At 27.5% G+C, this 13,299-nt stretch carries 8 protein-coding genes; 1 reads left to right on the top strand and 7 read right to left on the bottom strand.

All coding sequences use genetic code 11. The features are described 5' to 3' along the window. Window positions 1-732: 732 nt before the first annotated feature. From AB4Y15_RS08135 to AB4Y15_RS08120, 4 genes are all read right to left on the bottom strand, one after another. Window positions 733-1,029 (bottom strand): hypothetical protein, encoded by a 297-nt coding sequence (locus AB4Y15_RS08135; RefSeq protein ID WP_427339604.1) that lies wholly within the window; start codon window positions 1,027-1,029, stop codon window positions 733-735. A gap of 139 nt (window positions 1,030-1,168) precedes the next feature. Then, on the bottom strand, window positions 1,169-1,333 hold the full coding sequence (locus AB4Y15_RS08130; protein ID WP_427339603.1) for a hypothetical protein: 165 nt from the start codon (window positions 1,331-1,333) through the stop codon (window positions 1,169-1,171). 62 nt (window positions 1,334-1,395) lie between these two features. Continuing rightward, entirely contained in the window at window positions 1,396-2,652 is a 1,257-nt protein-coding gene (locus AB4Y15_RS08125; protein WP_427339601.1) for a hypothetical protein, read from the bottom strand. A gap of 213 nt (window positions 2,653-2,865) precedes the next feature. Continuing rightward, a complete protein-coding gene (locus AB4Y15_RS08120) occupies window positions 2,866-3,834 on the bottom strand; it encodes a protein NO VEIN domain-containing protein (RefSeq protein ID WP_427339599.1) in 969 nt (322 codons plus the stop codon). Window positions 3,835-4,072: 238 nt separating this feature from the next. On the opposite strand from AB4Y15_RS08120, the gene AB4Y15_RS08115 reads away from it, so the two are divergent. After that, window positions 4,073-4,573 (top strand): hypothetical protein, encoded by a 501-nt coding sequence (locus AB4Y15_RS08115; RefSeq protein ID WP_427339597.1) that lies wholly within the window; start codon window positions 4,073-4,075, stop codon window positions 4,571-4,573. A gap of 328 nt (window positions 4,574-4,901) precedes the next feature. Here AB4Y15_RS08115 and brxL read toward each other — a convergent pair whose 3' ends face one another. The 3 genes from brxL to pglX all read right to left on the bottom strand — a co-directional run bounded on the left by brxL (window position 4,902) and on the right by pglX (window position 13,281). Continuing rightward, window positions 4,902-6,950, bottom strand: coding sequence for a protease Lon-related BREX system protein BrxL (gene brxL / locus AB4Y15_RS08110; protein ID WP_427339596.1), 2,049 nt, complete (start codon window positions 6,948-6,950; stop codon window positions 4,902-4,904). Window positions 6,951-6,975: 25 nt separating this feature from the next. Next, window positions 6,976-9,531 carry a BREX-1 system phosphatase PglZ type A gene (pglZ, locus tag AB4Y15_RS08105; RefSeq protein WP_427339595.1) on the bottom strand — a complete coding sequence of 852 codons (2,556 nt, stop codon included), beginning with the start codon at window positions 9,529-9,531 and terminating at the stop codon, window positions 6,976-6,978. Between the two features lie 96 nt (window positions 9,532-9,627). Then, a complete protein-coding gene (gene pglX, locus AB4Y15_RS08100; RefSeq protein WP_427339594.1) occupies window positions 9,628-13,281 on the bottom strand; it encodes a BREX-1 system adenine-specific DNA-methyltransferase PglX in 3,654 nt (1,217 codons plus the stop codon). Window positions 13,282-13,299: the final 18 nt, after the last annotated feature.

Here is a 13,299-nt window from a genome sequence, read left to right as displayed (position 1 = left end):
GAAAATTCCCCCACCTCAAGGAAAAGTGTTATTATTTTAATTCCAGTAGAATTTACATGGAGAAGCAGGTATGGTAGCCTATTGAAGTTGGCTAAGCCTTTTGTTTACTAGTTTGCCGGCAAGGCATATATACCATACCTGCAGAGGCTCCATGTCAATTCACTATCATGGATTCCAAATTTGTTATTTATTTACTTGGGAATTTTCGATTGAAAAATGGGGGATTTTTCAACCGTGAAATACAAATTCTTCTTTTCTGTCAATAATATACCAAAACAAACAAGTAAATACATACTATTTACTATTTATTTTTATCTGATAAAAAGTTTAAAAGAATGCTTGATTTTTTACAAAACATTTATATAATTATTTTAAATCCTTTGTATATTCCTTTGAAGCAAATCTAAAAGTTAAAATTATCCATTTAGATTATCTTTTCAAAAAAGCGGAAAGACAAGTTAGATGCAGTAATATCTAACTTGTCCTTCTGCTTTTACTATTACCGTATATTCAAATAAAAAATCCTGCAACCTTATATTTATTATAACCAATATTTGTATTTAATTAAACTACTAATTTTTCTTCTTATATTTTTACTAAATGATCTTCTGAAACTAATTCGCATAAGGAAACCATAATAGATTCTCCTAACTATTTATATTAAACAAAATAACCAATCAGCTATATGCTAACCCTTACCGTATATGACTAAAATGATAAACTGCTTAACTACTAATTATCTTTTATAAAGTCCAAAAAATCTTTCCCAAACTCAGTTATTTTAACCATATCTAATGGTCTCGTGTCATATCTGTTAATGCTATCATCTATTAACAAGCATTTTGATATTAAATCCTGAATATAAAAATTATATGTATTTTTATCTATTCCAAACGTTGTATAGTTAACCTTTTCATTTTTATCAGAATTTTGGTTACAGTAATCTAATATCTCTATTTCTTTTTCATTTACTTTTGATACTATATCTAAAAATGTATCAGTAAATTCAACATAATTAGATGGATTCATCTGTTTTACTAAAATCTTTTTAAACCTATCAATTTTATCCTGCGTACTTATTCGTAAAACTCTATTAAATATTGATTCTAAAACATCTCCAAATTGCTCACTTTTAATGTAATCTAAATCAATATTCTCACTATTTGATTCAATATTTTTTCAACTCTATAATAAAATTATTTACTCTTTTTTGTTTTACCCTACTTCTACATTCAAATATTGCCTCATTAAGAGCAGTACCAACCACTGGTATTGCACCAATTAAACCTTTCAATATTGATATACCACTTTCTTTCATTATTTCTTTACTCATACTTATCCCCCTACCCAAACAAATTACTTTAAAATTTGTATAACTATATTTGATAATATTCATTAATAAACAACTATTTTTTCACCTGTTATTAAATATTCTGAAATCTCCATATCTTTATTTAAAGGATGATTCATAAAAAATAATCTAATTGCTCTAATTGCTTTATAAGTCTCTATTATTAATTCATTCTGTTTTCTATATAAGGATTTATCATATTTATTAGAGTACATTTCATGTGCTGGAACTTGTCTAATTTTTCTTATCTTTTTTAATGGATTTATTATAAGTTCATCCAAATCTTCTGATGTTCTAATATTATTTTTTAGCCATTCACTAAACATAACTAAACTTCCTTTAGGTTCTCCTTTTTTATCATTTCTATCAATTGGTTTCACATAAAAACCTTCTTTAATAAATGTTTTTGTATTTATGTTATGTACTATCATTTTTTCTAACGTTAAGATAAATGAATAATAATTCTTTAATGTAGGCAACAATATAATCCTATAATCCTCTGGCTTATCATATCCATGAGGCTTTATTGTTTTTTTAAACAATTTGGGAATACCCATATTTTCACACATTTTATTTATAACTATCATTTCCTCAAGTAATGCATCATAAATAGAAACTTCATCAACCCATTGTCCTAATATTGTATTTTTATAAAAACTATAATTTATCTTATAATCCTCTTGATTTGGAATATAATGAATCTTCCATTTCAGCTGTGCATTTAAAGATAAATCCGCCAAATCACCGATAAATGCACCTATTACTCTATCATTATTTCCTTTATCCTTATGGTATCCTAAACCAAAATCTTTTAAATATTCACCCTCTAATTCATCGCGATAATCATCATTAACATATATCTTGCCTCTATAATCATGTGATAAAACAGTATATCTAGGATCTTGATAATATGATTCTAATACTTCAACTTTAAAATATAATATTTCTAGTTGAGGTCTACCTTCCATTAACATTTTTGTAAATGGTCTTTCTTCTATTAAATTTAATGTTTTTAAATAATTCTCTGTAGGATATAAAACTATACTTTGGGGATTATTGATTACTTCTTCCTTTTGTTTATCTTTACCTAAATATTGCTTTAGTCTTTTAATATGAGGATTAATTTCATATTTAGAAGAATATATTTCAACTTTATCTTCATCAATTAATTTACATATTTCATCTCTTGCATCATACTCTAAATAATAATATGGTAATCCATTAAAATCGTGAGATTCTAGATATTGTTTCACTACTAAATTTAAAACATTATTTTCTCCTGTATCAATATGCTTAACCACTCCCTATTCCCCCTTCTATAAACTACTTAAAATACAGTTACCAAATATAACTGAAATAATAAACTTCCATACAAACTACATTGTAAGCAAATTGTTTCAAAATGCTCTCTATATGACACAAAAATTTACAATTACACTTCCTTTAATCATAAATACATTTAATTATAAAATCTTTATAATTCATAAATTCATCCTTTACAAAACCATCAACTCTTATAAAGTCATTCTTGCCGAAATAATTTTTTTTACTTTTAGTTGCCTACCATTACTATCTTCAAATTTACCACTTTCACAAGAATATTGAAATATTCTCAATTCAGGTTTTTCTGTTAAACAATTTGTTACTACTGCAATTCTATAACTTTCTTTATATTTATTCATATTTGCATACTCATTTGGTGTTAATTCAAATGATATTGCACTTCCTGATAAGCCTTTCACTTCTATCCTCAAAAACCTATTATCCATTCTGGCTTCTAAATCCCATCCTACATTATCTCTCTCTACTGAATCAACAGTATAACCTAGTCTTTTATAGTAAGATACAGTATGTTCTACTGCTATTTTTTCTACTTTCTGTCTTTTGTATGGATCTGGTTGGTATGTCAATTCTTTGTTTTGGTGCATATCTTCGTTCCTTTTATATATCTGCCTATTAGATATGTAATTTAATACTTCTTTTCTTAAATGTTGATGTTCATCTTTATCAGCATACCACACATTAGATTGCCCCATTCCACCTTTCCCTCTTGGAATTTTGAAAACTCTCTCATCTATACTTAATAAAACTGCATCTTCTTCCTTTGCTTTAACAAAATAACCAAATTCTTCATCGTTATAAACTCTATTTGAATTTTTAGGTGGAGATTGCCACCACCTATAAACTGTTGCATTATTATACCAACCTACAATATAGGTCCCTCCACTTGGATGTTTTGATACCCATATAACTAAAACATCTTCTATACATTCATCATTATCTAATGCCCCTAATCTATTAATATTAATAGAATCTTTTGCTTGTACATAGCCATATACATAACCTTTAAATGGTAAGAAGTTAAATATCTCATGTCCATATCCATGTTTTTCAACAAAGGCACCCCCGCCTTTTATTTCATCTTGAAATATTCCTTTATAATTCTTCATCCATCCAATATTTAAAAAAATCATTTTTCTCATAAATTACCTCCAACCTATAAATATAATTCCATAATTTTTTTCTATATAATTAATTTTATACTCATTTTGAATTTTCCTTCTTTTTTCCAATAAATTCTATAACTTATTATAAACAAAAAATAACCTCATGTTTGAAATTATTTCTTATAAATTTAATACAAAAATTTGATTTTTGTTTTTTTAATAATTAAAATGCCTCCAACCATTTTACTTTTGAATGGAAGGAGGTAATTATATTATGTACAAAAATATACTAAGTTTAGATACCGTTAAAGCATTTACTAAAGTGCATTTAAACACATATGATTTAGTAAATAATAAAAAATGGAAATTATGGAAAGATAGCAAGGGTGAAATTGTCGAATTCAACAAAACTGAATTCAATATATATTTTAGATATTTGCCTCAATACTATCATCTTGAAGTAAAATTTTCTGCATCTAAAGTAATGAATGCTACAAATGCAATTCCATTTGATTTCAATGATAGAAATCTATTAATTCAATATTTAAATGTTTTCATTAATATAGTTTTACCTGAAGAAGTCATTATTCCTAATTTCGAAAAATGGACAGTGAGTGAATTACACCCTTTTATTGACTACAAATGTAGAGATGAATTAACTGCAATAACATATCAAAAATGCATTTCAAAATTAAAATTTTCAAGATATAAAAACACTGTACTTTTTATGACTCTATTGGAATTTATAATTTTATTGAAAAAGTTATCGAAATAATTATAATCGAAATAATTATAAAAGAATTATCATTTGCCATAAATTTGCCTTTTAGTAATGTTTGGTATTTATTTGCTTTTAAAATAACTTATAATCATATACCAGACCCATTTTATTATGAAGAAGGTGGATAAAGTTGCAGTATATATATCATGTGTAAAATTAATTAGTATTTTATAGTTATTATTTAAGTCTAACCAACTTAAATAATACTACTTAAGTAATAAAAGGCCTTATTACAGTAATTTTTTACCTAAATAAAACAAACTAAAAAGGTCATCATGCATCTTTAAAAAAGATGATGATGGCCTATTTGTGCTATAAATCATTATTCTACTCCAAGGGCTTTAAATACCGCATCTTCAGGACTTTGGTAAAATGCTATCTGGAATTTAGCAAAAAGTTCTGGTGGTACAGTACTAATATCTGATGCTGACGCCATAGGAAGCAATATTTTTTTAGCCCCAGCATCAAAACAAACTTGTAATGTACTAGCGAGTTCTTCAACTTTATTTATTGTTCCACCAATACTCATAGAACCTAATATAACCATCTGACTTTGCACAGGTTTTCGTAATGCTCCTGAACACAATGCAATAAATGCTGCTAAAGATAATTCAGATGTTATTCCTATTCCTTGCAAATCTTGAATATGCATTAAAAAATCATTATTTTGTACCGAAATCGTTCCACTAATATTCTTTTTGTTTGCTTTAAAATAATTAAAAGCAATATTAATACTTTCTTTAGCATCTCTATTTGAGCCAAGTCCAGTTCTCTCAAATTTCCCTGAACCTGCTACTACTTCAGTTTCAATTTTATAAACTCCTATCATACCAGAATGACTATGTCCAACTGTATATACATGTCCAGGTTTGCCTATTCCTTCTGGAATTAATTTACCTCCACCTTGCTCTGGTACAGTTACAAATTCTTCATTAAAACTTTCTTTGTCTATATAAGAAAAATGAACATCATAAAACTCCATACCACCAATTTTCTTCAATTGCTCTTTTACCCTTCTTCTTCCAACTAAAGCGTATCTTAGAATTTCCTCTATATCTTCTTTTTTAAATTCTCCATTAGGATATATGAGTTTTACAAGTCCAGAAACTGTTTTTCTAACTGCTATAACATCTCTTTGGTTTAAATTATTTCCTAATTTAAAGTATTTATCAAAAGCATTTGTATAGGATCTTTTTCTCATTTCCCTAAAAAACTCTGCTAAATAATCTGTAATAAACCCATACTCATCTGTAAAATATTCTGGCCTAAATTTAGGAATCTCCCATCCTGGTATATAATAATGCATCCTATCAAAAAAAGCCGTATCATATGCCATTGCTTCAGGGAAAGGATCAAATAAATGTGATGTTTTTAATAATACATCGACGCTTTGATTTATATTCCCTACAAAAACCATTGATGCAGAAGCATTCTTTTCTTCCTTTCCTCGTGCAAATGAGCCTGAAGCCATGTAGTCTTTCATTATTTGAATTCCATCTTTGTCTTTAAAAGTTATACCTGCTACTTCATCAAATGCTACTACGTCCCATAAACCAACAAGTCCTATTTTTCTTCTCGCCATATTATAGAAAAGATTAGCAACTGTAGTTTGTCCACCTGATATCAATATAGAATTAGGAGAAATTTCCTTATAAATATGCGATTTTCCTGTTCCCCTTGGACCTAATTCACAAAGATTATAATTATTTTCAACTAAAGGTATCATACGACATAACAAATGCCATTTGACATTTTCTTTTAATTGTGTTGGCTCCATTCCAATAGATCTTAGTAATACATCAATCCATTCATCTTTTGTAAAATATCTCCTACCATTAAATATTTCTTCAATATCCATATTAGGCATTTGAATTGGAGTTAGTTTTGATATATTAAAAGGACTTACTCCTTTTATTTCTTCATCATAATAATAACTCATTTTTAAAATACACCAAATTCCACCTGATAGTAATTTTTCATACTCTTTCACATAATGAGGTGCTATCTCTACTCCTTTAAGTCCTAAATTAGAAAACTCTGCTTCATATATATCTTTCTTTTCATTAAGTTTTACTGTAACTTTGTCTATTACCGTATACTGCCCTAATTCTCTAATTTTCGATTTGACTTTTTCTGCTTCATCAGGTCGAACAAAATTGTCAGCAAGAATCTTTTTAACTCTTTCCACACCCTCATTTATGCTATCTTCATCATCAGTAGCACAATACATTCCTAACAAGTATTCGAGTACATAAACAGGCACATTGGCTCCTTCTTTAATCTTTTTAGTTAAATCCTTTCTTACTACTCTACCTGCAAAGTATCTATTTAATTTTTCATTAAGGTTTAATGTTTTATCAGAACTTTCCATGTTCTTCACCTACTTTTTTAATATACTAAAAGTCAAAATCGTTTATAATTGCTAAGTCAATAATAAATGGTATCTTTTCATAGATTTTATCTACTGTTTCATCCTCATCTTCTAGTATTAAATAATATTTCTTAGATTTATCATAAGGCTGGTCTTTTAGTGTAAATTTCTCTCTAAATGTACGATCTTCTGGTTTAGATGATCTACTATCAGCAATAATAATATTCTCATTTGAAATTCTATTCCCTTCTTCATCTACAAAATATAATTTTAACCTTATAGGTATCTTTTTATCTTCCACCTTTTCTGTTTGGAAAAACTCCAAATATGTGATTCTATTAGTAATTTTTCTTGAAATATTGGTTAGTTTCACTTCTACCTTTTTAGATTTAAATTCATTCTTGCGTATATTTTTAAATTTAATTACTGGTATAACTATTTCTTGCAAAGATGCTCCCCCATGAACATAATTTGCTCCTGCACCTTGTACTTTAAACCTTGTCACACCTTTTGGTACTATTGCTTTTAAAATAGTTTTATTCCCAAATATATAATTTAATGAAATTGATAATGTTCCTTCTATTTCAGGATTATCTTCTGTTAAAATAAATCTTCTACTTTTATCTAATGATTTTAAAGTAGTTTTCTGTATTTTATCAAATTCTTGTAATGTTGACCTTCTATATATAAATCCATGATCTGATGTTATATAAATATTAGTTGCACTAACATTATTTATTAGATTTCTTATAAGATTATTTAAATCGTCAAAAGTTTTCTCAACACTTTCAAAAACATCTCTTTCTGTTAAAGGTTTATCTCCTACAGCATCGATAACATTATGATAAATATAAATCAAATTTTTGCCTTCAAAGACTTTCTTATAATCTTTTCTCTTCATATCTTTCATGTCGTTGTACTGTATTGCTATAGCATTATCTGAATAATTGAGCAATATCTTTTTTCTATTTTCTGTACCTTGACTATTAATTCCATCTACTATGATTTCTGACTTGTCATTTATAATAATTTCTTTATGCGGAAGTAAACTTGCCATGCCAAGTTTAGTATACGAAGGAATAACCCCTTGCATAAAAGTTATTTCAGCCTTACCCCTTCTTTGTACATTTAGAATATCACTAAATTCTTTAGCAGCCTCATATCTTAAAGCATCAGAAACAATTACAAATACTCTTTCATTATTTCTTACATGAGGTGCTATATAATTCTCATAAAAATCTATTTGTTGTGTAATACCATTAATTCTAATATCTTCTTTCAATTCATTTTCTATAATATCAGACCATTTAATAGATAATTCATTCAAATACCAATGTGTATAAGTATTTTCTATTAACTCTACCAATTTGCTAAATTTATCTTTGTTTTGAATTTTATCATACGAAATGTAAAATTTTCTGTAAAAATAATCAAATAAATAGTATTCTTTCACATAGTTTTCTATCATTTCATAGGCTGTCGAACCTCTTAATGTTTTTTGAAGTTCATTTTCTAATCTTAAAATCTCCATAGCATAATATATTGCTTCATACTCATACTTATATTTGTTAAACCAATGACTTGTCCTTCTACTATTTATAATTTTTCTATATCTCTCATACTCACCAATTTTTTCTACTAAATTATTTATTAATTTCAATATTATTTCTTCATCAAATGCTCTAAAAGTATCACAATTAATATAATTTTCTATATTCCACCTTGATAAATATTTTCTTAAATTAATTTTCTTTTCAATTCTATCAGCAAGAATATCGTAAATTTCACTATCAACTGAATGATTTATAAAATGACTTAAAAACACTATTGCATCAGACTGCTTATTTGATATAAACTTTTCCCATGTATCAGGTAATTTTTCTTCAAGATTATAACTTAAATGAGTAATAGTAAACATAATCATAAGATGTTCAAGATTCTTATCTTCTAAATGGTATCCATACTTTTTCTCTACTAATTTCCAAAATTCATCTATATCTCCAAATCTTTTTATATCCTGTAAATATTTATTTTCGTCCTTAATTTCTTCTTTTAGTATAGTTCTCAATGCTAATTCGAAATCTGCCACTGATAATTTGCATATAGCAGACAAAACTGCTATATGCACTTTTTCTTCAGTAAAGTTTTCTATTTTATATGATGCAAATCTTTTATATCTTTCCTTATTTCCAAAAAACTTTAAATACTTTTTAAATGTATTTCTTAAACTATCATCTTTAACCCCTAAATCTTTCATTATTACAGTTGCTTTATCAGTAGAAAATTCACTGCTGTATTTTAAAATATCTAAAAGATAATTTTCTTTAGCAGAAGGTTTTGGAGCAGAAGAATATATTAAATAATTTGAATTTGTATCTACTTTTTCTAATAAATATTTTATATAAAAACTATTATTATCTCTTAACTTTAATATTTTTGCATTTTTTAATTCTAATTCATCTATGTCTTTTACAAATTCACCATCTGAATCATACCAAAAAATTATATGTCTATTTTTGCCATCTGAAGGTTCTTGATCAAAATTTTGTTCTAATATGTTCTTTATTTCTTTTAGATTCATAATTTAAACACCTCGAAACTCATTTTAATATTTATTAGCCATATCTATTGCCCAACTATAAATTTCTTATCCCATAACCTGCCTTAAATTTCTATCTTAAATCTTAGCTAATAAATTTGCTTTTAGTGGCTTCTTCCCTTCACCTTGAGGTATTTCTATACCTTGAAACTTTGCATAATTTACTTTTACCCCATCATCTAAATCTATTTCAATCCTTTTATTTGCAATATAAGCAATGACTTGGTCATAAGCCATACACTCTATTATTTGTTTGTTAATTTTCTCTTTTTTTCTTCTAGCAGCAGTTTTTTCTTTTGTTGATATATCAGATTCAATCAAAATATCTAATCTTTTAACTTCTGCTTCATATTTCTTTTGAAGTTTATGAAGATAATCTGTTCTAACTCTCGCTACTGTTGAAGAATCATATCTATGCATATATATAAGAGCCTTAAATCCATTTTCTTTTCCACTATCAAATAGCCAATAAATAGGTCTTTTCTTATATGTTTTTACATGGTCTTTATAAAAATCTTTTAAGAAATATCTTCTTATAGTCTGTCTTGAAGTTTCATTTGTTTTCTTTCCTAAAGTCTCTGCAATATAATCAAGGTTTTTTTCTAATGTCTTCTCACCAAACGCTACTTTAACAAATTCTACAAATCTATTTACAATATCATCCTCAAAGTAATCATCATCTGTAATCGGTATAACATTGTCCATAGTCACATCTATAGATGACTTTTTCCATCCTTCTTTTGTATTAATCATAAGTTGTCCATTCTCAATTTTAAATTTATCTTTAAACTCTCCACCTGCATAAATTAATCCTTCTTCATCTAATGAATAACGACCAAACATACAGCCTACTGCATAGGATATGAATGATTTAATATCTCTTTCTCTATCGGCTTTTCTAATAGTAATATCTTTATCTTCTACTTCAGGTGTTAGTTCGTCTTGTAATCCGTAGATTTCAATGAATATTCTATTTAGTTCTTCTTCATTTGCCTTTAATTGATTAAACTGTCTTTCTGTAAATTCTGACCAGTTATTAAAGGCTTCTTCTATTGTATTCACGCCATTTTTGTATTCTAGTAAAGGATGTTGCTTGAAATCCCATGAGGTTTCAAATGAGTCCCAATCTTGTTTTGATATATCTATACATTTTTTTGCGATAGAAATAATTTTTTCTTTAACTTTAGGGTCTTTAGGAAACTTAATTGGAAAGTTTTTAATGTTTCCTGGCTTAAAATCCATTGTAGGTGCAAGAACCTGCATAACTAAGTCCCCAATTTTTGAGTTTAGTGCTGATAAAACATAATATAAATCATCCATATTTTTAAAGTAGCATCCCGGACCTTTATTGTTATATAGGACATTGTTACCTAAATATCTCATTGAAATTTTATGGGTTGATATATATGTCCATGTAATTGCAGGGTTGAAAAACAGTTCTTTGTTTGATATAGTCGCCTTCTTATATTCCGACACTTTTTTTCCGTTATTTTCCCAATCTATTACAAAATCAATATTTCCATACCATTTTCTAAAAGGTCCTCCCTTAGCCATTGGATACCATTTGTATTTATTACAAATATCATCTACTTCTAAGTTCGCCATTTTATTAAAATTTACTTCATGCCATAACCTCAAAAATAAATCATTATTGCCAGTTTTAATCCCTTCAACTGGGTCGGCAATTTTCCCTAGTTTTGGCTGTTTCATAAATATCTCAATCAAAGAATTATTTATCCAATATGCAATAGGTGTTCCAGGTATCATATTGAAATTTTGTGACGAAACACTATATAAATCTTTGCTATCATGTTTTTTTATCGTTTCGACTGCTTTGATTTCTTTTTCTTTTGAATTATTGTAATTGATTAATCTTATGTAATTTCCCTTATAGCCATTTCTCTTTATTTTTCTTAACACATATGTAGTAGATTGTACTACTTCTCCTCCTATTTCTTCAAACGCACGAGGACCCAGATGTAACATGTTATAAATTTCTCTTTTATCAATTATTTCTTTTCTTAATTGCTCAAAATTTGCCAAAAACATCCAAGAATGTTGATTAATCATAGCATAGAATCCATTATTCTTTAAATAATTATTATCTAACTCCATAAATACTGCAAACAAGTCATTTTTTGATTTTGGAAATTTTCTATCAATATATACCGTTAACTTATCATCCATACCTTTTCTGCCCATATACGGTGGATTAGTACAAACAACATCATATTTCTCACTCATTATCCTCGCTTGTTTAACAAGTGGAGGCAACTTTTCTAAAATAACTTCTTTATATTGAAATTCAAATAAATCTACTGCTTCACTATCTCTAATTTCTTCCAATCTTCTCTCAATAGCATCAAAATCTATTTTTTTAACTTCTAGTATTGAACCATATTCCTTTGCATCTTCAAATACTTTTATAAGGTACTCAATATCTTCTTTTAGTTTTTTTCTCTCTTCATCTTGAATATCTCCCAAAATATAATCCCAAAATGAATTGTCAATTCTCAATTTTCCATTCTCAATTAAACCATTACTTTCTTGAATAGAACAAACATTTAACTGTATAGGTCTTCTAAATATCCTTCTATTCTTACTTCTAGCCTTCATCATAAGGGCAAAAGTCGCTAGTTGTCCTGCTCTATCATCTATGTCAAGCCCATAAAGATTTTTCTCTAATATAAGTCTTGGTATTTCTCTTTCTGAGTATCCTGCTTTTAAATAAATATCATATAGTACATCAAATGCATATACCAAAATATGTCCACTACCCATTGCAGGGTCTAATATTTTAATATCTTCTGGACTCAAATTTGGATTCTTTAATTCTTCTAATTTTTTCTGTACTTCGGGTTCCTGCTCTGCTTCTTCTAAATAATATTTCCACTTTGACTTTAATTCTTCATCAGGATGAGATTCTAACCAAAGTCTGCCTAAAGAATTCTCCACCATATATTTTACTATCCATTTAGGTGTAAATAATTGAGTTGCAGCAGGTATGTTTTCTTTTGTAATTTTTTTATTTTTCTTTAGTCCTGCAAACACTTCATCTTTCTTTTCGGATATATAATATTGATAAAGCCACCCTATTATCTCTACTTGATCTTTATAATCTTCTTCATCAATCGACTCAACTAAATCCCTTATTACAGAACCTTCTGCCAATAAATTATCTGGAAGCAATAATTCTGTATAATCTGCTATCTTTTCAAATACTGTTGGCATAATTTTGCCTAACTGATTGCACTGTTTTACAAGTAAATATTTATATAAATCTTCTATCTCATTATTTTCTTGAAGTCTATATACGATTTCTCTGTTTAAATCTAATTCTTCTACAAAGTTTAATGCTTCTTTAATAATATCTGGTTCTTTTTTATTCTTATCAACAGAAGAAAGAACTCTAACCCCTATTGGTAGATAATCATTTACCTCCATAAATCTAAGAGCAATAAATCTATTGAACCAAGCATATGCTACTTCCTCAATAACTTGCTCAAAACCTTTTTCTTTAATCTTTTCTATCAATCTTTCTCTCTGCTTAATTTCGTACTCCTTATATATTCTACTGTTTTCTCTACCTTTTATTTTAAATCCACCTTCAAATTTTTCTATATCCATCACTTCTTCTTTGGTTATACCCAACTCATAAGCCTTTTGAGTTATATCTTCTATTAGTTTTTTTCTTGCTCTTACAGCAAAACTCTTTATTGCACTTTTGTTCATGGTCATATCCCCCTATAG

The organism is Caloranaerobacter longqiensis, assembly GCF_050286925.1.
Taxonomy (GTDB): Bacteria; Bacillota; Clostridia; order Tissierellales; family Thermohalobacteraceae; genus Caloranaerobacter.
This window is presented reverse-complemented; position numbering and strand designations above follow the sequence as displayed.